The sequence below is a fragment of the Sphingomonas sp. PL20 genome (assembly GCF_017875905.1).
Lineage (GTDB): Bacteria > Pseudomonadota > Alphaproteobacteria > Sphingomonadales > Sphingomonadaceae > Sphingomonas > Sphingomonas echinoides.
Genome location: NZ_JAGINH010000002.1, coordinates 953110 through 975582 on the forward strand (window position 1 = coordinate 953110; position 22473 = coordinate 975582).

The 22473-nt window shown below is 64.4% G+C and carries 16 protein-coding genes; 12 read left to right on the plus strand and 4 right to left on the minus strand.

Annotation, left to right across the window (positions count from 1 at the left end; genetic code table 11):
• The first annotated feature begins 18 nt into the window (after positions 1-18).
• The 7 genes from H4W01_RS04565 (at position 19) to H4W01_RS04595 (ending at position 7791) form a co-directional block, all read left to right on the plus strand.
• Entirely contained in the window at positions 19-732 is a 714-nt protein-coding gene (locus H4W01_RS04565) for a DUF4129 domain-containing protein (protein WP_209610076.1), read from the plus strand.
• Positions 729-1943 carry a hypothetical protein gene (locus H4W01_RS04570; RefSeq protein WP_209610077.1) on the plus strand — a complete coding sequence of 405 codons (1215 nt, stop codon included), beginning with the start codon at positions 729-731 and terminating at the stop codon, positions 1941-1943. Before H4W01_RS04565 ends, H4W01_RS04570 begins: the two co-directional genes overlap by 4 nt.
• Positions 1925-2911: an AAA family ATPase gene (locus H4W01_RS04575; RefSeq protein WP_209613246.1), complete on the plus strand. Its 987-nt coding sequence runs from the start codon at positions 1925-1927 to the stop codon at positions 2909-2911. The genes H4W01_RS04570 and H4W01_RS04575 overlap by 19 nt, the downstream gene beginning before the upstream one ends.
• On the plus strand, positions 2908-4218 hold the full coding sequence (locus tag H4W01_RS04580) for a DUF58 domain-containing protein (RefSeq protein WP_209610078.1): 1311 nt from the start codon (positions 2908-2910) through the stop codon (positions 4216-4218). Before H4W01_RS04575 ends, H4W01_RS04580 begins: the two co-directional genes overlap by 4 nt.
• The gene (locus H4W01_RS04585; protein ID WP_209610079.1) at positions 4215-5261 is read left to right on the plus strand and encodes a stage II sporulation protein M; all 1047 of its coding nucleotides are present in this window, start codon (positions 4215-4217) and stop codon (positions 5259-5261) included. The genes H4W01_RS04580 and H4W01_RS04585 overlap by 4 nt, the downstream gene beginning before the upstream one ends.
• Positions 5242-6108: an RDD family protein gene (locus tag H4W01_RS04590; RefSeq protein WP_209610080.1), complete on the plus strand. Its 867-nt coding sequence runs from the start codon at positions 5242-5244 to the stop codon at positions 6106-6108. Before H4W01_RS04585 ends, H4W01_RS04590 begins: the two co-directional genes overlap by 20 nt.
• Before the next feature lie 84 nt (positions 6109-6192).
• The gene (locus H4W01_RS04595) at positions 6193-7791 is read left to right on the plus strand and encodes an FAD-binding protein (protein WP_209610081.1); all 1599 of its coding nucleotides are present in this window, start codon (positions 6193-6195) and stop codon (positions 7789-7791) included.
• Here H4W01_RS04595 and H4W01_RS04600 read toward each other — a convergent pair.
• Positions 7719-9524: a hypothetical protein gene (locus H4W01_RS04600; RefSeq protein ID WP_209610082.1), complete on the minus strand. Its 1806-nt coding sequence runs from the start codon at positions 9522-9524 to the stop codon at positions 7719-7721. The two genes, H4W01_RS04595 and H4W01_RS04600, sit on opposite strands and share 73 nt — an antisense overlap.
• A gap of 137 nt (positions 9525-9661) precedes the next feature.
• On the opposite strand from H4W01_RS04600, the gene H4W01_RS04605 reads away from it, so the two are divergent.
• The 3 genes from H4W01_RS04605 (at position 9662) to H4W01_RS04615 (ending at position 14133) form a co-directional block, all read left to right on the plus strand.
• Positions 9662-11014: a patatin-like phospholipase family protein gene (locus tag H4W01_RS04605; RefSeq protein WP_209610083.1), complete on the plus strand. Its 1353-nt coding sequence runs from the start codon at positions 9662-9664 to the stop codon at positions 11012-11014.
• 117 nt (positions 11015-11131) lie between these two features.
• Complete coding sequence (locus H4W01_RS04610) at positions 11132-13438, plus strand: TonB-dependent receptor (protein ID WP_209610084.1); 2307 nt, start codon at positions 11132-11134, stop codon at positions 13436-13438.
• Positions 13438-14133 carry a phosphatase PAP2 family protein gene (locus H4W01_RS04615; protein WP_209610085.1) on the plus strand — a complete coding sequence of 232 codons (696 nt, stop codon included), beginning with the start codon at positions 13438-13440 and terminating at the stop codon, positions 14131-14133. The genes H4W01_RS04610 and H4W01_RS04615 overlap by 1 nt, the downstream gene beginning before the upstream one ends.
• Here H4W01_RS04615 and H4W01_RS04620 read toward each other — a convergent pair.
• The gene (locus H4W01_RS04620) at positions 14130-15464 is read right to left on the minus strand and encodes a sensor histidine kinase (protein WP_209610086.1); all 1335 of its coding nucleotides are present in this window, start codon (positions 15462-15464) and stop codon (positions 14130-14132) included. The genes H4W01_RS04615 and H4W01_RS04620 overlap by 4 nt on opposite strands.
• Positions 15457-16134: a response regulator transcription factor gene (locus H4W01_RS04625; RefSeq protein ID WP_209610087.1), complete on the minus strand. Its 678-nt coding sequence runs from the start codon at positions 16132-16134 to the stop codon at positions 15457-15459. Before H4W01_RS04625 ends, H4W01_RS04620 begins: the two co-directional genes overlap by 8 nt.
• Positions 16135-16438: 304 nt before the next feature.
• Between H4W01_RS04625 and H4W01_RS04630 the strand changes: the two genes are divergently transcribed.
• Complete coding sequence (locus H4W01_RS04630; protein WP_209610088.1) at positions 16439-19243, plus strand: TonB-dependent receptor; 2805 nt, start codon at positions 16439-16441, stop codon at positions 19241-19243.
• 51 nt (positions 19244-19294) lie between these two features.
• Here the strand turns inward: H4W01_RS04630 and bamA are convergent, their stop codons facing one another.
• On the minus strand, positions 19295-21877 hold the full coding sequence (gene bamA, locus H4W01_RS04635; protein WP_209610089.1) for an outer membrane protein assembly factor BamA: 2583 nt from the start codon (positions 21875-21877) through the stop codon (positions 19295-19297).
• Positions 21878-22121: 244 nt separating this feature from the next.
• On the opposite strand from bamA, the gene H4W01_RS04640 reads away from it, so the two are divergent.
• Entirely contained in the window at positions 22122-22445 is a 324-nt protein-coding gene (locus H4W01_RS04640) for a hypothetical protein (RefSeq protein ID WP_010407883.1), read from the plus strand.
• The last annotated feature ends 28 nt before the right edge of the window (positions 22446-22473 follow it).

The window sequence follows — 22473 nt, forward strand, 5'->3', positions numbered from 1 at the left end:
ACCCATGCTGCCGGGGGAATGACAGTGAGCGGGGGGACATCGCAGCAGGTGGCGACCGCTACCGACCGTTTCGCTGCGGCCCATGCGGCGCTGAAGGCGGATTCGACGATTCAGTTCACGCTGCTCCCCGCGCCGCCGCCGCCCGAGCCGCCCTTATGGCTGATTCAGTTTGGCAAATGGCTGCAGCATGTGCTTGCCCCGATTGGACGTTTTTTCGCGTGGCTGGACGGGCTCTTTCCCAACTGGCCTTATACCAAGATCTTCTTATGGGCGGTGTTGGCGGTGGCCGTGGCGGCGGCGCTGTGGGCGGCCTATCAGCGCATCCGCTACGGCGAATGGCGCTTGCCGCGCTTTCGCCGCGCCCGTCCGTCGGCGATCATGCCCGAAGAGGAAGCCGGGTGGGAGCCGGAGGCGGCACCGGTGCGCGAATGGCTGCGCGAGGCCGATGCACTGGCGGCGGCGGGGCGCTATGCCGAGGCGGTGCACCATTTGCTGTTCCGCTCGATCGACGACATCGCCCGGCGTCGCCCGCAATTGGTGCGCCCGGCGCTGACCAGTCGCGAACTCAGCGCGTCCGACGCGATTCCGCCATCGGCGCGCGGCCTGTTTGCGGGGATTGCGCGCCTGGTCGAGCGTAGCCTGTTCGGGGGACGCCCGGTTGCCGCCGATGACTGGCAAAGCGCGCGCGCGGCCTATGCCGATTTCGCGCTGCCCCGGACGTGGCGCGGATGAGCGACATTGCGATCGGCACTGCAGGGGCGACCTCGGGTGGCTTCTCCGTGCGCACAGTCGGCATTATCGTGGGCGCGGGGATTGCCTTGTTCCTCGGCATGCTGGTGCTCGGGGCCTATGCGCCCGATTTGCGCTCCGGCCGCAATGGCGGGGCGCACGCGCTGTCGAATGCGGCGACGGGGTTCAGCGGCATCGTGCAACTGGCGCAGGCGACCGGGCGGGGTGCCCAGATCGTGCGCGATGTGCGCGCGCTCGATACCGAGGATCTGGTGGTGCTGACGCCCGAGACCGGACGCACCGATATGAGCAAGGTGATCGAGCAGCGCGCGCTCAAGCCGACGCTGGTGATCCTGCCCAAATGGCGCACCGTCGCCGATACCGAGCATTCGGGGTGGGTGCGCTATCGCGGGCTGCAGCCGACGTTCGAGCCCGAGGGCGTGCTCGCCCCCAAGAATGACCTGAAGATCGCGCGCCATCCGAGCGGTGGGCGGCCCCTGGTCGGCCTGTCCTGGATGCCCGCCGACCTGCACTTTGCCGCGCCACGCCCGTTGCAGACGATGGCGGGGGCGGATCTGAAGCCGTTGATTACCGATGATCAGGGCGGGATCGTGCTCGGCCAGATTGGCGAGCACCCCTTTTATGTGCTGGCGGACCCCGATTTGCTGTCGAACATCGCGATGCGTGATGCCAAACAGGCGCGCTCGGCGCTGGCGTTGCTCGACTTTCTCAACGCGACGGGCGCGAAATCGGTGCTGTTCGACGTGACGCTGAACGGCTTTGGCCGGTCGCGGACGCCGCTCAAGCTCGCGTTCGAGCCGCCCTTCCTCGCGATGACGCTGGCGGTCGCGGCGGCGGCGCTGCTCGCCGGAATCCAGGCGACGGCGCGCTTTGGCGCGCCACGGCGGCGCGAGCGCGCGATTGCGTTCGGCAAGACCGCGCTGATCGACAATGCCGCCGCTTTGGTCCGCAAGGCCGGGCGGCAGGGTGCGTTGGGCGCGCGTTATGGCGATCTGGTGCGCGAGCGCGCGGTGGGTGTGTTCGGGGTGCCCGCGCGGCTGCGCGATGGCGCGCTCGACGCGCATCTCGATGGCCTTACCGATCGCGCGCGTTTTTCGGATCTGGCGGAGCAGGTGCGCGCGGCGCGCGACCCGCGCGATATGCTTCAGGCGGCGCAGGCGCTGCATCGATGGTTATGGGAGAAGACACGGTGACGGGTGCAATCACGACAGTCGAGGACGTGGCGGCGCTGGCCCAGGCCATTCGCGGCGAGATCGGCAAGGCAGTGGTCGGGCAGGAGCAGACGGTCGAGGTCCTGCTGGTCGGGCTGTTTGCGGGCGGGCATGTCCTGCTCGAAGGACCGCCGGGTACCGCCAAGACGCTGCTCGCGCGCAGTTTTGCGCGCGTCATCGGGCTCGATTTCGGGCGCATCCAGTTCACGCCCGATCTGATGCCGGGGGACATTATCGGGGCCAATCTGTTCAACTTCCAGACCAGCACTTTCACGCTGACGCGCGGGCCGATCTTTACCGATCTGCTGCTGGCCGACGAAATCAACCGCACCCCGCCCAAGACGCAGGCGGCGCTGCTCGAGGCGATGCAGGAGCGCACGGTGACGATCGACGGCGAAAGCCTGTCGCTCGGCGAGCGCTTCATGGTGGTGGCGACGCAGAACCCGATCGAGCAGCAGGGCGTCTATCCGTTGCCCGAGGCGCAGCTCGACCGGTTCCTGTTCAAACAGACCGTGGACTATCCGAGTGCCGCCGAGGAACGCCGCATCATCGCCACGCATGGCGCGCACGGCCATGCGATGGAGCCCGCCGAATGGGGCGTTGCGGCCGTCGCCAATGCCGCCGCCATTGCCGATGCGATCGCGGTGGTCGGGCAGGTGCGGCTGGTCGACGAGGTGATCGATTATATCACCGCGCTGATCCGCGGCACGCGCGGTGTCGCCGATCTGCAAAGCGGCGCGAGCCCGCGGGCTGGCGCGATGCTGGCGGGCGCGGCGCGCGCCCGCGCGGCGATTGACGGGCGCGATTTCGTGATCCCTGACGATGTGAAGGCGCTGGCCCCGGCGCTGCTGCGCCACCGTTTGATCCTGTCGCCCGCCGCCGAAATCGATGGCCGTGCGATCGAGGATGTCGTCACCAGCATCATCGAAACGATCGAAGCGCCACGGTGATCTACCCGACGCGCACGGCGGTGCTGGCGGCGGCGGCGGGGGCACCGGTCGCCTTGCTGGTGGCGGTGGCGATGCCCGGGCGCTGGTTCGTCGGGCTCGCCTGGCCGATCGCCATATTGTTGATGACCGCCGTCGATGCGCTGGCCGGGCGGCGCGCGGGCACCGCCAAGATCAGCGTGCCGCCGAGCGCCTCGGTTGGCGCGACCGTGGAGGCGGTGGTCAGCGTCGCCCTCGACGGGGCGCGGGCACCCGGCAGTGCCGAAGTCGCCATTGCGCTAAACCCGCTGGTGACGCTGGAAAATGACGGGCGGATGTGGATCGCGCTTCGGGGCGGTCGCGGCGCGGCGGTCCTGCCGCTGGCGACGGTGCGGCGCGGGACGGCGCGGTTCGAGCAGATCTGGCTGCGCTGGCGCGGGCCGTTCGGGCTGGCGTGGCAGCAGCGGGTGATTCCGACGGCGGCGACCTTGCCCATCCTGCCCGACATCCGCCCGCTGCACGATCGCGGTGCGCAGATGTTCCAGCGGCACGCGCTGCAAGGCTTGATCGCGCAGATCGAGCGCGGCGATGGGGCCGATTTCGAGGCGCTGGTCGAGTTTCGCGCCGGCATGGACCGCCGCGCGATCGACTGGAAGCAATCGGCGCGGCAGACCAAGCTCCACGCCAAGGAATATCGTACCGAGCGCAACAACCAGATCGTGTTCGCGGTCGATGCCGGGCGGCAGATGTGCGAGCCGGTCGCGGGGCTGCCGCGCATCGATCGCGCGGTCTCGGCGATGTTGCTGACCGCCTGGATCGCGCTGAAGCTCGGCGACCGGGTTGCGCTGCACGCGTTCGATTCGCGCCCGCGCATCGCCAGCGGGGTGGTATCGGGGATGCCCGCCTTTGCCAATTTGCAGCGGCTGGCGGCGGCGATCGACTATACGGCTGAGGAAACCAATTATACCTTTGCGCTCACCACGCTGGCGGCGCGGCTGACGCGGCGCTCGATGATCGTGCTGTTCACCGAATTTACCGACCTGACCTCGGCCGATTTCATGGTGCGCGCGGCGGCGCGGATCGTCAGCACGCATTTGCTGCTGGTCGTGGTGCTGCGCGACGAGGAACTGGAGCGCATCGCCGATGCCGCACCCGCCACCGCCGACGATGTGACGCGCGCGGTGACGGCGGCGGCGCTGCTACGCGACCGCAAGCTGGTGCTCACCCGCTTGCAGCATCTGGGGGTGCATGTGATCGAAGCCGAGCATGATCGCGTCGGCGAGCGACTGGTCGCGGGTTATGTCGATTTGAAGCGGAGGAACCTGCTGTGACCGACACCGCCCCCGCGGCTGTTTCCGCATTCGCGCCGCCGCAACCGGTGCTGGTCAATGCCAGCCGCTTTCGCGCCGCCCATGCCGCCGATTGGGAGCGGCTGGAATATCTCGTCTCGCGGATCGAGCGCCGCTCGGTGCGCGCGCTGCAGGATGAGGATTTGCTGGCGCTGCCCTTGCTGTATCGCTCGGCGCTGTCGTCGCTGGCGGTGGCGCGCGAGACCTCGCTTGATCGCGCGCTGATCGTTTATCTCGAACAGCTTTGCACGCGCGCCTATTTCCAGCTTTACGGCGTGCCGAGTTCGGCGCTGAGCCAATTGGGGCGCTTTTTCCGCGCCGCCTGGCCCACTGCGGTCCGTTCGATCTGGCGCGAGACGCTCGTCGCTTTCCTGCTGACGGTCGCGGCGGCGGTGGTCGGCTATGTGCTGGTGCGCGGCGATCCGAGCTGGTTTTTCGGCATTGTCGGCGATGGCATGGCGCAGGGGCGTGACCCGTCCGCCTCTGCCGAAAGCCTGCGCCAGACGCTGTATAACACCAAGGATCAGGACGCGCTGGCGACCTTTGCCGCCTTCCTGTTCACGCACAATGCGCAAATCGCAATCTTCGCCTTTGCGCTGGGTTTTGCTTTCGGCGTGCCGACGGTGTTGCTGATTGTCTATAACGGCCTGACATTGGGTGCGTTTCTCGCGGTGTTCGCGCCCAAGGGGCTGGGCTTCGGCTTCGTTGGCTGGATCATGATCCACGGCACCACCGAAATGTTCGCGATCATCCTGTCGGGGGCGGCGGGGTTCCGCATCGGCACCGCGATCGCCTTTCCCGGCCGCCAGGCGCGGATGGATGCGGCGGTTACCGCGGGCAAGACTGGGGCAACGGTAATGGCGGGCACGGTGGTGATGCTGGCGGTGGCCGGGGTGCTCGAAGGGATCGGGCGGCAGACGGTCACCGCCGACTTGTCGCGCTACGCAATCGGTCTGGCGATGCTGGTCGGGTGGCTGCTCTATTTCTATTTGCCGAGGGGCCGCCATGGCGTTGTTCCGGCGTAATCGGTCGCGCCCAGCGACCGGGCCGCAATCGTTGCGGCGCAGCTTCGTCACGCCCGAAGGAGTCGATCTGCAGATCGAGCTGGGCGGGGCAGGGGTGCGGGCCGCCGCCTTCATGGTCGATGCTGTGTCGATGTTGGTCCTGCTGATCGTGGTGACGATCGCGATCGCGCTGCTGTTTGTCGCCAGCAAGCAAAGCGCGTTGGCGATCCTCTGGCTGCTCGGCTTCTTCGTGCTGCGCAATGGCTGGTTCGTGTTGTTCGAAATGGGCGGGCGCGGCGCGACTCCGGGCAAGCGGTTGATGGGCCTGCGCGTCGTCGCGCGCGATGGCGCGCGGCTCACCGGCGGCGCGGTGATCGCGCGCAACGCGATGCGCGAGATTGAGGTGTTCCTGCCGCTCACGTTCCTGATGTCGCAAGCGGTGCAGGGGTTGGCGGACAGTTTCGTGACGATCTTCTCGCTCGGGTGGAGCTGCATTTTCCTGTTCTTCCCACTGTTCAACCGCGATCGCTTGCGCATCGGCGATTTGCTCGCGGGCACTTGGGTGGTGCGCACGGTGCGCGGCGAGCTGGGCGCGGACCTGGCCCGCGCGACCGAACGCCCGCGCCGCATCTTCACCGAAGCCGCGCTTGATCTGTATGGGGTGTATGAGCTCCAGACGCTGGAGGATGTGCTGCGCAGCGGGCGTGACGATGCCATCGCCACCGTCGCCGCTGCGATCCGGCGCAAGGCAGGCTTGCCCGACGATCACGACGATCGCGGCTTTCTCGACGATTATTACGCCGCCTTGTGCGGGCGGCTTGAACGTGGGCTGCTGGTCGGGCGGCGGCGCGCGGATAAATTCGCGTGATCGGCGGCGGCACCCTCTGATTTTCACGCGATTCGGACAGGCGTGCGGCACGACACGCGCACCTTAGTGTTCGGAGGAAAGCGCGTGCCCTCTCTGTCTTGGTCCACCACGCCGCATTGGCGCAATTACCACCATACGCAGGATCGGCTGAAGGTCGAAACCGCCGCCTTGGTTCCGGGGCCGGGGCCAAGCGACGCGATTTCGGCGTTGCGCAAAACCGCCGAACTGTTGGGCGCGGTGCTGGCGCATGCGGCGCAGAAGCGCGCACCGGTCAATGTGCTGGGCTCGGCCTGGTCGTTCAGCGATATCACCAAGGGGCCGGGCGGCCTTGCGCAGACCACGCTGGCGCAACATGTCTGGCGCGTCGACCCGGCCGATCTGGGGGCGGCGGCGGTCAATCGCGATCGCATGGTGCTGGTGCACGCGGGCACGACGATCCACGAGCTCAATGCGTTTCTGGAGCCGTCGCTCTCGCTGGCGACGTCGGGCGCGCATGACGGGCAGACGGTGGGCGGGATGCTGGGCACCGGCGTACATGGGTCCGCGCTCACCTATGGCGGTTTTCAGAACCACGTTCGCGGCGTGCATATCGTGACCGGGCCGGGCGAATCATGGTGGATCGAACGCGGTCCGGTGCCGTGGCTGGCCGCGGCATCGGCGCGGACGCTGGCCAATCATGTCGTGCTCGAAGCCGATCTGTTCGACGCGACGCTGGTCCATCTTGGCGGGCTTGGCATCGTCAACGCCGTCCTGCTCGAGGCGGTGCCGGGCTTCGTGGTCGATCTCGTGCGGGTGAAGCACCCGCTCACGCCCGCCGCGATCGGCCAGTTACAGGCGGGCGATTATGCGGGCTTCGCGCGCGAAGTATGGCCGCCAAGCCGCGACACGCCATATTATATTGAGGTCATTCTGGACCCATTTCACCCGTATGCCGGCTATCGCGGCGATGCCCACAATGCGATGGTGACGCTGTTCTACAAACGCGAGCCGAACCGTGCGGTCGCTCGGTTGGCGACCTTGCCCGATGTGCCGCACGAACCGACGCATGAGCCGCTCAATCTGCTGGGCCGCGCGCTGGCGGCGCAACCCGAACAGGATTTGCTGCTGCCCTTGCCGCAGGCGGTGGCGTGGCTGGTCGCGCAGGAATTCAAGACCGAACCCGCGCCCGGCGTCGCCCCACGGCAATTGACCTGGGGTGGGGCCAACGGCCCGCATGTCCGCCAAAAGATCCTCGGCTGGGAAATCGAACTCTATAACGCCGCTTATGCGATCGAGCGGGCGCATTTGGCCACGACGCTCAAAACCATGCTCGACGCGTTTCACACCCATGGCGGCGGGCATCAGGTGTTCACGCTGCGCTTCGTCACCAAGGCGGCCGGGCTGATGGCGTTCACGCGCTTCGATGACACGGTGGTGATCAACATGGACGGGCTGCGCACGCTCAACAGCGCCGACGCCGCCCGCTGCGTGGCCTTGGCGTTGGAGCGCGACGGGATCCCGTTCAGCCAGCATTGGGGCAAGCAAGGCGTCATCACCAGCACGCGGGTGATGCGCGATTTCGGGATGCCGACCGATTCCCGCTCGCGCGCCGGGCGCTGGCGGGCGGCGCGTTACCGGCTGCTCTCGCCCGAAATGCGCGGGGTTTTGTGTAGCGATGCGTTGACCGCCTGGGGCTTGGCGTAACGCGCGAGCGTCGTATCGAGCAGGGCGCGCATCTTGGGATCGCGAATGGTCGCGTCGATGCTGCGGGTGCCGCCAAGCCCGCTCAGACGCGTAGCGAAGGGGGCCGCCTCCTGCTCTTCGCCATGCAGGGTAAAGGCCACAATCAGCGCCGCCAGGGTAACCGGGGCATAAGGAAGATATTGCACCGCCTCGCGCAGGGCGGCGCGTGCGCGCGCGACTTCGCCCTGCGCGAGCAGGCCAAGCCCAATCCCGGTCAGCGCTTGCGGTCGCACCGCCGAGCGCGGGTTCATCCGTAGCGCCTGTTCAAAGCGCGTGATCGCCCGCGCCGGGTTGGCCCGCGCGATGTCGACCCAGCCGCCCCAGAACAGGCTGGCCCCCGAGGCCGGGTGAATGACCAGCGCGCGGTCGATCAACTGATCGGCAATGTCGATGTCGCCGCCAATGCCGACCAGCGTTCCCGCCGCATAGCCCAGCACGAACGGATCGTCGTCGCCATATCGCAGGCAATGTTCATAATGGCCGAGTGCGGCGGCGTGTGTCGCGGCGGGGTCGTCGGTCCAGCCAAAGGCAAAGGTGACCGAATGGCAAAAGGCGGCAAGCGCGCTTGCCCAGGCGTTGTTGGGCTCCAGCGCAAGGACTTGCCCCGCCAGCGCAATCGCTTCCGCCATCGGTGCGCGCTCCCATCGGCGAAACAGCGCGTTGGCGCGCCAATAGAGATGATAGGCGTCGGCGGTGGTGACGGGTTGCGCGGCGGCGCGTGTGCGCTCGGCGATTTCGACCGAGGAGTCGATCTGTTGCGCGACCGTGGCGGCGATTTCGGCCTGCACGTCGAACAGGGCGTGGAGCGAGGTGTCGAAGTGACGCGCCCAGATCTGTTCGCGCACCACGCCGTCGGTCAGACGCACCTGGATACGGATGGTGTCGCCCTCATGCCGGACGCTGCCTTCGAGCAGATAGCGCACGCCCAATTCGCGGCAGACCGGGCCGTGGTCCAGGGGCCGCTCCACACGCGGCCCGGCAAGCACCACGAACAGCGTCGAAAACCGGGAAAGCGCGTCCCCTATCTCGTCTGTAAAGGCGGCGGCAAGCGCGATATCGTCGGGGTCGCTGGAGCGCGTGTTGAACCCGATCACACCGACCGACGGTCTACGCGACGATGGAGTAAAACCGGTAGCGGGGGCGGCCGTGGCGGGGGTTTGTTCACCCTGTGCAGGTACCCCTGCGTCGGACAAGGCAATGCGTTCCCACGCTTGCACATGCACATGCTCGATCAGCGTGCGGACTTGCTGGCGCTGTTCGCGGAGCCAATCCTCGAAACCCTCCTCGCCGGGCAAATCGAGGCCCTCCAGCAATTCCCCTGGGTCGGCGAGCGCGGGTGCGCGTACATTGGTGACGTCGGTGTGGAGTTCGCGCACATCGACATCGATCCGTTCGAGGTCCAGCCGAACCTTCACTGAGTCTGCCGAGAGGAGCGGCGGCCCGTCGGTGACATTGATCGCGATCCGCAAATTGGACAGTTCCCGGCGCAGGCTGGCGCGCGCCTGGTCGGGATCGCGGCCGCCCCACAATTGCGCTTGCAGCCAGGCGCGCGAGCGCTCGCCCGAACGGGCCAGGGCGATCAAGGCGAGCAAGGCAATGCCCTTGCGGCTGGTGATCGGCAGGCGGGTGCCGTCGGGCGCGAACAGCCCGAATGCTCCGAGCAGCCGCAAGCGATGCCGCGTCCTGTTCTCCATAGCGCCGTTCCCCACGTCGCTCCGGCCGTTCGCCCCCGCGGCGGCTTTCACGTTTTTCGGACTCCAGTAAAACATCGTGCGCGGGTCGCGTCTATTGGCAAGTGCGAATTGGGTCCGAAACGATTTGGGGGCGTGCCATGCTGGGGTTTCGCGCGGGGCTGGTGGTGATCATGGCGCTGGCGCTCGGCGGGTGCGCCACGCGCGGCGCGCTTCGCATCGATTGTCCGAATTTTGCGAATTACATCGTCAAGATGCCGAAGTCGCGCCTGGTTGAGGACATTCAGGCGGATGCCGGGACCGGATCGCCGCGTGTGCAGGCGCTGGCGAGTGATCCACGGGCGCGCTTTTCTCTGGAGGCAAGCCTCGCGGCGGGCGCGCGCAGCGCGATGCGACCGAAAATGCTGCTTGCGCCCGAGGCGGCGATCGCCACCTCACCGGGGGACGCCGTGCTGCTGCTATCGGGCGGGGGGCAATGGGGGGCGTTTGGCGTCGGCTTTCTCGATCGGTTGCGCAGCGCCCATCCCGATCAATTCCCCCGCGCCCGCACGATTACCGGGGTCAGCACGGGCGGATTGCAGGCGCTGTTCCTGGCGGTTGGCACCGATCCGGCATTTGCCGCGCTGCGCCAGGCCTATGCGCCGCAAAGCGAGAGCGATATCGTCAACCGCAACCCGCAATGGCAAGCGGTCATTACCGGGTCGATCGCGGGGCTGGCTCCGCTGAAGCGCAAGGTGCTCGCGGCCTTGTGCGTCGATGGCAATCCGACAAAGGGCTGTCCGATGATCGACGCGCTCGCCTCCGATGCCAGCGCCGACGCCTTTATCGGCTTTGTCGATGCCGAAAGCGGCGACTTTTACTATGCGCCGATCAAGATGATGGCGCGCACCTTGCCCAAGGCCGAAGCGCAGCAATGCATTGCCGGGGCGGCGATTGCTTCGGCGGCGATGCCGGTGTTTTTTCAGCAGGTGAAGGTGGGCGACCGCGTTTATTATGACGGCGGCGTGCGGCAATCGGTGTTCGAAACGATGGTCGCGGCGCAGGCTTATGCCGAGGGCCGCGCGGCGGCGCTGATGGCGCAGTCGCAGGGCATGGCAAACCCGCCATCCCCGCCGATGCTCTATGTCGTGCGCAATGGGCCGACGGTGCTGACCGATGACGCTTCGCCGCAAAAGGGCGCGGATGCGCTGACCAATGCGCTGCGTGCCGAGGCGATTGTGGTCAACCAATTGGAAGTGCAGTCGATTGCCGATTTGCGACTGGCGGACCCGACCGGGCCAATCGGGTTGGTGACGGCTGACGGGTTCGATCGGCCGCCGGGATCGTGCGTCAAGGAACCCAAGGACGCGATGTTCTCGCCCAGCTTTATGGCGTGTCTGACCCGGTTTGGCGCGGCGCGTGCCGATCGGTCCCCGCCATGGCGGGCTCTGACCCGGATTGGCCCCGGCGCGGAGCCGACTGCCGTGCGCCTCAGCCCCTTGCCCGACCGCTGACACATTTTGTTACAATTTCTCAATCTCGAAATTGACGCCAATTTGCAACGAAACTGTCACGGCTGATCCATAGCCCGATCCCACCGGGACGGACACCGAGTTGGGGAAAACAAAATCATGTCGATTCGCACCGAGGCGCGTTCGCGTCTGCTCGGCGTAAGCGCCTTTGCGCTTGTCGCTTCGTTTTGCGCCACCGCCGCTGCGGCCGAAACCGCGCCTGCCGCCGCGACCGAGCAGAAGACCGAACCCGCCGCGAAGACCGACATCGCCGAAGGCTCCGACATCGTCGTTACCGCGACCAAGGCCAACGAGCTCGCACCCGTTACGGCGTCGCTGAAGACGACGCAGCCGCAAGCGATCGTCTCGCGCTCGTTCATCGAGGATTCGCTGCCGGCGACGGTCGACTTCAACCAGATCGCGCTGATCACGCCGAGCGTTTCCAACTATGGCGGCAATAACGGTATCGGCCTGTCCGAATCCAAGGCGCAAATCCGCGGCTTTCAGGACGGCGAATATAACGTCACCTATGACGGCGTGCCGTTCGGCGACACCAACGACCCGACGCACCATTCGACCACCTTCTTCCCGTCGAACACGATCGAGACGCTCATCGTCGATCGCGGCCCCGGCAATGCCAGCAATCTTGGCCAAGCGACGTTTGGCGGTACCTTCAACCTGTTCAGCCGCGCCACGCGCGATGACTTTGGCGGCCAGATCGTCGGCAGCTATGGCAGCTTCAACACCTATCTTGCGCGGGGCCTGTTGCAGACCGGCACCTTTGCCAATGGCGCGCAGGCGGTGTTCAGCGGTCAGTACGTCCATAGTGACGGCCGCACGAGCTATTCCAAGTACCAGAATTACAATCTATTCGGCAAAGTCGTCGTCCCGGTTGGCCCGGACGTGAAGCTGACCTTCATCGCGACCTATAACAAGAACCGCTTCAACCAGGCCGACAGCGACGGTTCGACACTGTATCAGCAATCTCTGTACGGAAAATATTTCGGGCTGAACAACGACCCGAAGACTTCGCAATATTATGGGTACAACCATACCGACAAGACGACAGATTTCGAAATCATCAAACTGGAAGCGAACCTTGCGCCGGGCGCGGTGTTCGAAAACCGTGCGTATACCTATTACTATGATAACGAGACGCTCTCGGCGAACGATGTGACCACGCTGCCGGGCGCAGCGTACACGACGACGGGTGCCGATGGGAAAGCGATTCCGGGCGACATTCCGGGCTATACCAAGACCAACAAATACCGCGTGTTCGGGGATATCGCCAAGGTGCGGATCGACCTTGCATCGTTCGCGACGATCACGGCAGGCGCTTGGCTCGAATTCAGCCATACCTATCGTCAGCAGACCGATGTCGATCTGACGACGGGCGGCTTCAACTATATCGAGAAAGTCGTAAAAGCCCCGGCGACTGGGCTAAATCCCGGGGCATTGACCCCGCAATATATCAAGTTCGACCAGAAGTCGCGCGGCAACCATACCGAGGAATTCGTCGAGCTCGAGTTGCGCCCGATCGAAGGGCTGAAAATCACACCCGGCTTCAAGCACGTTGATTTCGGTCGCAAGATCGACGCGCTGTACAATCAGACGACGCGCTATGCGCAGCGTAATGCCAATAACTACAGCGCTGATCTTCCGTTCGTGACGATCAATTATCAGCCGACCAGCAATTTTTCGATCTACGGCCAATATGCCAAGGGCTTCCTCGCCCCGCCGCTGAGCCAGCTATACGTCGCCAACACGACCTTCTCGAACGCGGTGCCGCAGAAATCGACCAACTATCAGGCGGGCGCGGTGTATCACGGCAGTCATCTGTCGCTTGACGCCGATGTCTATGTCATCAACTTCACCAACAAATTCTACAGCTACACCGACACGTCCGGCCAAGGGCTCGGCACGATCTTCACCAACATCGGCGGTGCGCTGTACAAAGGTGTCGAGGGGCAGGTGACCTATGCCTTTGGCAACGGTCTGGCCGTGTTTGCCAACGCCTCGCGCAACTATGCCAAGACCAATGTCTATACCGACCCGGTGACGGGCAAGGTCGTCCCGCGCACGATCATCGGCAAGGCCCCGATGTCGACGGCGGCTGGCGGTATCCTTTACAAGAACGGGCCGATCAAATTCTCGCTGACCGACAAATGGACCGGGCCGCAATATGCGGACTTGGCCAATACCTATCGCATTTCGCCCTACAACACGGTCAATCTGGCGACGAGCTATGATTTCGGGCGGATCCGGGTCGGAATTGACGTCACCGACCTGCTCAATTCGCAAAAGGTGACGCAGATCGGGACGGGCAAGAACACCGCTGGCATCGGTGTTGTCAGCACATCCAATTTCGACCAATATTATTACCAGCCCGGTCGTGCGATCACCGGCCAGGTGACGTTGACCTTCTGATGAAGCGGGCCCTTATCGCCGCCGTGGCGCTCTGCGTTGCGGCGGCTCCCGCGCCGAAGGTGGCACCGTTGCTTGATGCGCGGGACCTCGACCCCGCACTCGTCCTGCCGCCGCCGCCAGCGGCGGGTAGCGTGCAGGCGCAGGCGGAACTCGCCGAATTGCGCGCGGCGGGCGCGGCGCGCACCGCTGCCGATGAAGCTGATGCGCGGCTGGAGGGCGAAACCAAGAACGCGACGATCTTCGCCAGCGTGCTCGGCCCCAAGTTCGATCTCGACCGGCTGCCCGCAACCGCCGCGCTGCTGGCGCAAGTGCGCGCCAGCGAAAAGGCGGCGGTCGACCGCGGCAAGGATCATTTCAAGCGCGCGCGCCCCTATATCGTCGATCCCGCGCTGAAGAGCTGCAAGCGCAATGACGATCCGCTGTCGAGCTATCCCAGTGGCCATACCTCGATGGCGTTTTCTATGGGCGAAACGCTCGCGCGGCTGGTGCCCGAAAAGGCGGACGCGCTATTGGCGCGCGCCGCGCGCTATGGCCAAAGCCGGATCGTGTGCGAACAGCATTTCCGCAGCGACGTGAGCGCGGGGCAAATGCTCGGGCTGCTCATCGCCGAACGCTTGCTGGCGAAACCAGAGTTTCGCAGCGCATTCGATGCGGCTCGGCGCGAACTGGTCGCCGCTGGGGTCGCGCAGAATTAGGCTACGTCCACGCGCGGGATGCGGAGCGTCACGCGCAGGCCGGGCCTATTGTCGTCCACCGCGATCGTGCCGCCATGCGCGGCGGTTACGGCCGCGACCAGGCTAAGGCCAAGCCCGTTGCCGGGGGTGGTGCGGCTGGCCTCGCCGCGCGCGAAACGCTGGAGGATGCGGGCATGGTCGCCCGGCGGCACGCCCGGCCCGGCATCGGCGACCGACACCGTTGCTACGGGCGCATCTGCCTCCAACGATACGGCAACCGGCGTGCCGGGCGGCGTGTGCAACAGGGCGTTATCGAGCAGGTTGATCAGCGCTTGCGCGATCAATTCGCGGTCGCCCAGCACCGTGATGCCGGGCGCGACCGACCAGCCAAGCGTGCGCCCGCTATCGGCAAAGGCCGGTGCATAGCTTTCGGCGATTTCCGTCACCACCAGCGTCAGGTCGGTGGCGACGAAGCTGCGGGCCAGCGCGCCGCCCTCGACCTCGGCGATGCGCAGCAGCGCGGCGAACAGCGCCAGCACCGCATCGCCTTGTTCGATCGCGCGTTCCGCAGCTCCCGGGACCTGGCCGACTTGCTCAAGCTGGTTGCGCAGGCGCAGCAACGGCGTGCGCAAATCGTGCGCCACGTCGCTCGAGACCTGGCGCAGATTGTCCATCAACTGCCCGATCCGATCGAGCATGGTGTTGAGCGCGGATCCTACCGCATCGAATTCGTCGCGGCGGTCGGAGAGTGGCACGCGCTGCGCCATGTCGCCCGCCATGATCGCGCGCGCGACGCCGCTAATGCCATCGAGCCGCCGCTGGAGATAGCCGCCGAGCAGCAAGGCACCGACCACGCTGAGGCCGATCACCAGCACGAACGCCCCGCCAAAGATCAGCACGATGGTCTGGTCGATTCCTTCCAAGCTCTCACTGTCACGCGCGACGACCAAACGAAGACCGCGGGTCAGATCGGTGGCATAAGCGCGCGCGTGATCGGCCCCCTCGACAGGATCGATAAACACGATGTCCTGCAGTCCGACTGGCGGCTTTCGGGTGTTCAGGCCGCCGCCGACGCGGTGCCCGGTGCGATCGAACAGTGCATAGCCATAGGCGTTGATGGTGTTGCTGCCTTCGCGCCTGGCGATGGCGTGCCGAATTTCGGGCAAGTCGCCTTCGTTATATTCATGCGCAAGGGCGCTCGCCTCGTCGACCAGGGCGGCATCCTGCTGGCGACGAAATTGCGCGTCTGCGGCAATGTAGATCGCCACGCCGAGGAGCAGGATGGCGAGGGTGAAGGCCGCCGAATAGGTGAAGGCAATGCGGTATGCCGCGCTTGCCTTCGGCTTACGCATCGGTTCGGATCCGGTAGCCGGAGCCGCGGATCGTCTCGATCGGATCGTCGCTAAACCCCTCGCGCAACTTCGTGCGCAGCCGACTGAGGTGGCTTTCGACGATGTTGGTTTGCGGGTCGAAATGAAAACCCCACACGTTCTCAAGGAACATCGTGCGCGTCACCACACGCCCGGCTTGGCGCATGAGTTGTTCGAGCAAGGCGAATTCGCGCGGTTGCAAATGGACCGGCTTGCCGCACCGCGTTACCTCGCGCCGCAGCAGATCGAGCGCGATCTCGCCAATCTCGATCCGGGTGGTTTGCTCGGGGCCGGGCACGCGCCGTGCGAGCGCGTTCAGCCGCGCGGCGAGTTCGACAAAGGCGAAGGGCTTGACCAGATAATCGTCGGCCCCGGCATCGAGCCCATCGACGCGGTCTGCAATGCCGCCCAGCGCGGTCAGCACCAAGACCGGGACCCGGTTGGGGACCGCGCGCAGGCGGCGCAGCACCTCCAGCCCGTCCAGGCCCGGCAACATCCGGTCCAGGATCACCGCATCGAAGGTGGCATCGCTCGCCGCCTGTAGCGCCAGGGGCCCGGTTGCGACGTGCGTGACCTGGTGGCCGAGGGCAGTCAGGCCTTCGGCGATGAAGCGCGCTGTCTCGGTATCGTCTTCGGCGAGCAGAATATGCATGCGGGCTCTTTAATACGAAGCTGCGGACAAAGCGCTTGCGAAATCCCAATCTTCGTTACCGCGCACGCCGCTTGCGCGGGCTTTTCCTTTGCGAAATATAAATAATACATATTGCGATGAAATGCCACGTAACAATACTAAAAGATCGACAATACATCGTAATAAAGAGTAGTTTTGGCGTGACAGAAAGATGACGGCTTGCTTTGGCTGATCCTTTTTTATTGATGTAGCAATGCGATTCAGAGGACGTTCGTGACATCCGAAGTTTCATTCGGAGTTCAACCCGAGCTTTCTGGATTTGCCCATGCGCATCACCCTCGTTGCAAGACTTCTTTCTACCACCTTGGCGGTTATCACCCCCACGTTCGCCCACGCGCAAACCACGCCTTCGGATAAGACGGCGAGTGCGGATCAGCCCGGCGCTGCCGACGCCCCGGTCGACATTGTCGTCACCGGCTCGCGCATCGGACGGCCGGAACTGCAGCAGGCATCGCCGATCTCGGTCATTTCCAGCCAGGAGATCGCACTGAGCGGGCAGATCAACGTCGAAAACATCCTGAAGGACCTGCCGCAACTTGTGCCGAGCACCACGGGTGCCTCCAACAATCCGGGCGGCGGGGTCAGCACGGCCGATTTGCGCGGGTTGGGCCCGACGCGCACGCTCGTGCTCGTCAATGGGCGACGCTATATTTCCTACGACGCCAAGCAGATCGTCGATCTCAATACCGTCCCGACGGGGCTGATCGAGCGGGTGGATCTCGTTACCGGCGGGCGCTCCGCAGTCTATGGGTCGGATGCGGTTGCGGGCGTGGTCAATTTCATCCTCAAGCAAGACTTTTCGGGCGTCCAGGCCAATGCCAATTACCGGCTTACCGGCCAGGGTGATGGCGGAACGGCTGACGTCAACCTGCTCGTCGGCCACAACTTCGATGGCGGGCGCGGCAATGTGACGCTGTATGGCGATTACACCAAGCGTAACGGAATTTTGCAGGGCGATCGCAGTTACTCCAGCCAGACGCTGGTGGACAATGGGACCAGTCTGGCGGCGGGGGGCTCCGGCTCGATCCCGGGGACGCGTTTCGCGATTGGCGGCGTCAGCCGCAAATTCGACACCGACGGCAGCTATTCGAGCTACAACTCCAAGACCGACGCCTATAATTACGCGCCGTCCAATTATCTTCAGGTGCCGCAGGAGCGGTATCTGTTCAGCGGCCAGGCGCATTATGACGTGAGCGACCACCTGACGCTCTATGCCGAGGGTCAGTACATCCACAACAAGGTAAAGAACCAGCTCGCGCCAACGCCGTTCACCGGCGCGGTGCAGATCGACAATGACTCGTCGTTCCTCTCATCCTCGTCGCAGGCGCTGCTAAAAGCGGCGGATACCGATGGCGACGGCTATACCACCGCGACGATCTATCGCCGCATGACCGAGGTCGGTGCCCGCATCTCGAGCGATGACAACACCGCCTATCGCGGCGTGTTCGGTGCCAAGGGGGAGATTACCGGCGATTGGAAATATGACGCCTATTTCAGCTATTCGCACACCCGCCAGGTGGAAACGCAGACCGGCAACGTATCGCGCAAGCGCGTGCTGCAGGCGCTGAAGACCACCTATGATTCGTCGGGCAATCTGATCTGTTCCGACACCAGCAACGGCTGCGTGCCGCTCAACATCTATGGTGCGGGCAATATCAGCAGTGCGGCCGCGGCCTTCATCTCGATCGATACGCGCAACGTCGCCGAAATCACCGAGAAGGTGGCGAGCGCGGCGATCACCAACGACAATCTGTTCGACCTTGGCGCTGGCCCGGCGGGGATCGCGATCGGCACTGAATATCGCGACGAATATGGCAGCTACAATCCCGATGCAGCGCTGGCGTCGGGGGATGTGGTCGGGTTCAACGGCAGCCAGGGGTTGTCGGGCGGATACAACGTCAAAGAGCTATACGGTGAAATCGAAGTGCCGCTGCTCGCCGACAAGCCGTTCATCCACAGCCTGGTTGCCAATGGCGCGTATCGCTATTCTTATTATTCCACCGCAGCCAAATCGGTGAGCACCTTCTCGGGCGGTCTCGTCTGGTCGCCGATCCGCGATATCAGCCTGCGCGGGCAGTTTTCGCGCGCAGTGCGGGCACCGACTGTCTCCAATCTCTATAGCGGTACCTCCCAGGATTTCCCGACCGCAACCGACCCATGCACGCTGAAGGCCGCGATCGAGAATGCCAATCTCAAGGCAAGCTGCCTGGCGTCTGGGGTTGGGGCCAGCGCGCTCGGGACGGATTTCAACAACGGATCGCAGATCGACTCGGTCACCGGCGGCAACAGCAATCTGCGCGAGGAAACGGCCAATACCTATACGGTCGGCGCGGTGCTGCAGCCACGCTTCCTCAAGCGTTTCTCGCTGACCGTCGATTATTATCGCATCAACATCGCGAACTATATCTCCACCCCTGGCACGGCGAACATCATCACGGCTTGTTACGGCAATGCGGGCAACGGCTATGTCGCGTATAACAGCTCGTATTGTTCGCTGCTGCCGCGTGATGCCAACAGCTATGCGATTACGGGTGCGGTCAACCTGCTCGCCAATACCGGCGGCGCAAAGACGCGCGGGATCGATTTCGAGGCGCGCTATTCGGTGCCGCTTAAGATCGGCGCGGAGAATAGCAGCCTGTCGTTCCGCGTGAGCGGCACGCGTCTGCTGGCGTTCGACATCAATCCGGTGGCGTCGCTGCCCGATCTCAACGTCAGCTGTGCGGGCAAATTCGGCGTCAATTGCGGCGACCCCTACGCCAAGTGGCGCCTGTCTGCCCGCACGACGCTGACCACGGGGCCGGTGACGTTCTCGATGCTCTATCGCTATCTGTCGCCGGTGGATGATGACTCGGGCGGCTACACGGTCGATCACATCAAGGCGTATCATTATGTCGATACGACGCTGTCGTTTGACGTGATGAAGAAGTTCACCTGGACGCTGGGCGTGAACAACCTGTTCGATCGCCAACCGCCGATCCTGGGCGATAATCAGCAGCAGGCCAACACCTATCCGTCGACCTATGACCCCTATGGTCGGGCGTTCTTCAGCGGCGTGTCGCTGAAGTTCTGAGGCAACGGACCGGAGCGCCTGGGACGGGCGCTCCGGTTTGGCATGGCGGCCCTAGAATTGGCCGCCGACATTGAAGGTGAGGAGCTTGGTGTCGTCGCCGCTTTGCTTGAGCAGCGCCTTGGCAAGATCGATGCGGAGCGGGCCGAACGGGGAATTCCAGTTGACGCCAATGCCGATCGAAACGCGCGGCTTGGGGCTGTTGCCGGCATAGCTCTCGCGATAGGCGCTCAGCGCATAGGTATAGGGCGTGCCGGTGTTGGTGGTGGTCGTGTTGCCGCTCGAATCGAGGTACAACAGGGCGCCGCTGCTATTGGTATATTGCCGGGTCGAGGTGGTGCAGGCGACGCCGGCGATGATCGCGGCGGCACAACTATCGGCGAGGGTCGGGGTCTTTACGCCCCCGAACACCGCGCCGATATCGGCATAGATGGACGGACGCAGGCCCATTTCCCGCATCCCCGCGCCAAGCGGCAGTTCGAGCTCCAGCCGACCGCGATAATAGGTATCGCCGCCGAGCGCTTCGGAGGTGTTGTTGCTGGCTGCGGTCAGCGTCGCCGGGACGGTCGAGGTGTCATAATATTGGCGGATCACGCGCGGGCCGACGCCGCGAACGTCGAAGCCGCGCAATTGCGGGTCGCCCAGGAAGAAGCGGTCGGTCAGCCGCACATCCTGGCCGATGCCCATGATATGCCCGCCTTCGGCTTGCGCGTTGAGCACGAAGCCCGAGCCCAGCCCCCAATATTTCGCCGCCACGATGGTCGACCGCAGATAGCGCGTATCGCCGCCCACCCCGGCAAAATCCTGGCTGATCGAGAGGCGCGAACCCTTGGTCGGGTGGAGGCGGTTGTTAAGGCTGTCGAAAATGAACGAATAGCCGATGGACGAGGTCCAGCGATTGCCGATCGCGTCGCAGAGATAAGAACCCGCCAGCGCGACGTCGCAGGTGCCGTTGGTGTAATAGGTCGCCTGGTCGAGCGACACTTGCTCATAGGTAAGGCCATAGCGAGCCGACGCCGTCCAATATTCGTTAAGCGGGAGCCCTGCGCGGATCTGAAACCCGGTCGATACCTGCTTGTACGTGGTCGTCGTGCTGTCGCCGATCGTGTTGTACGATCGGTAGTCGCGCCGGAAGATGTCGCCACCGAGCGCGATGTTGGTGTTGAACAGATACGGTTCGGTAAAGCCCAGTTCGACCGATTTGGAATAGGTCGAGTAACTGACGCTCGCGCGCAATTCCTGGCCTTTGCCGCGAAAATTGCGTTGCGTGATCGAGGCCTGGATGATGAATTTCTCAAGGCTCGAATAGCCCGCCGACAGCGACAGCTCGCCGGTGGATTTTTCCTGCAGGTCGGCGGTCAGCACGACGCGATCGGGCGCGGAGCCCTCGGTCTGTTTGATCTCGAACTTGTCCTGGAAATAGCCGAGCGAATTGATGCGATCCTGCGAGCGCTTCACCTGAAAATTGCTGAACGCGTCGCCTTCGGCCAGCCGGATTTCGCGCCGGATGATCTTGTCCTGCGTCTGGGTGTTGCCGTTGATGTCGATGCGTTCGACAAAGGTGCGCTTGGCCTCGGCGATGTGGAAATTGATCCCCATCGTCAGCGTGTCCTTGTCACGCTGGAAATCGGGATTGACGTCGGCAAAGGCGTAACCGAGCGCGCCGGCGGCGGCGCTGAGCGAGTCTACCGCGGATTCGACGCGCTTGGCGTTATACCATTCGCCTTTGTTGATGTTGAGGTTGGCGGCGACACGCTTATTGTCGAAGTCGCGAATGTCGCTGTCGACGGTGACATCCCCGAATTTGTAGCGTTTGCCCTCCTCGACGACATAGGTGATGATGAAGTCCTTCTTATCCGGCGTCAGCTCGGCAACGGCGGAGATCACCTTGAAGTCGGCATAGCCCTCGGTCAGGTAAAATTGCCGTAGCTTCTGCTGGTCATAGGCAAGCCGGTCCTGATCGTAGCTGGTGTCGGAACTCAGCATGGTTTTGAGGCGGGCCGCCTTGGTTGCCATCTGTTCGCGCAGCTTGCTGTCGGGGAAGACGGTATTGCCGAGGATGTTGATCTGGCGGACCTGCGATTTTGGCCCTTCGCTGATTTCGAAGACGAGGTCGACGCGGTTCTGGTCGAGCGACACCATCTTGGGTTCGATCACAGCGGCGAAGCGGCCCTGGCGACGGTAGAGCTCGACGATCCGCGCGACATCCTGGCGCACGGCGGTGCGGGTGAAGATCTGCCGTGGGGCGAGTTTTACCTCCTTGGAGATTTTCTCCTCTTTCAGTCGCTTATTGCCCTCGAACAGGACGCGGTTGATGATCGGGTTCTCGCGCACCCGCAGCACGATCGCGCCGGTTTCGGCACCGCTGATCGAGACGTCGGCGAACAGGTCGCTGGCGTAGAGGTCCTTGATCGCCTGATCGAGCGTTTCGTTGCTGAACGCCTGGCCGACGCGCAGCTTGGTGTAGGACAGCACGGTTTCCGCCTCGAGCCGCTGTGCCCCCTCGACCTGAAGCGAGGCGATCGTGCGCGCTATCGCAGCGGGGTGTGGCGGTGGCGGCGTTTGGAGGGGGGGCGGCGTAACAGCGACGCCGGCGGAAGCGATAACGATCGGGCCAACGCCCAACACAAACAACATCAGTGCATCTCCAACCAGCGGCGGGGCTAGGCAGGGGATGTGTCCGGTGGATGTTCGAATTTTGCCGACACGCGCGCCGATGCGTCGGGCGTAAAACATACGGTCGTGCGGGGGCGATCGGCGCGTTTTGCCGCGCGGCGTGTGTCAGGGCCGCCACGTGCGGGACATTTGATGGACATTTGGGGAGCGCACCAGACCGCTGCGCGCTGTCCCCATCCGGCGCGCATGTAGTGAAAGGCTTGCCATGTTTGTTGCCATCAAGAGTCCGCTCGTTCCCCCGCCGCAGCTCCCCGAGCAGCCCCCTTATATCGACAACCCGTTTGCGCCCGAGATTTTCGCGACCGGCTATTCGGGGCTGGCCAATCTCAACGGCGTGATCGTGCTGACGCTGGAAAGCGCGCGGTGCGACCATAGTCGTCCGCAGCCCGCGCTGGAGCGCGTCGTCGTCGGGCGCGTCGCCTTGACCACGACGGCGGCGCTGGAACTGGTCACCGGGCTCAACCAGTTCCTGGAGCAGCAAGGGTTCAGCCCGTCCAAAGTGCTGGCTGACGGGGCGACGTTCCAATGATTCTGCGCGCAATGTTGTTCGTCGCGCA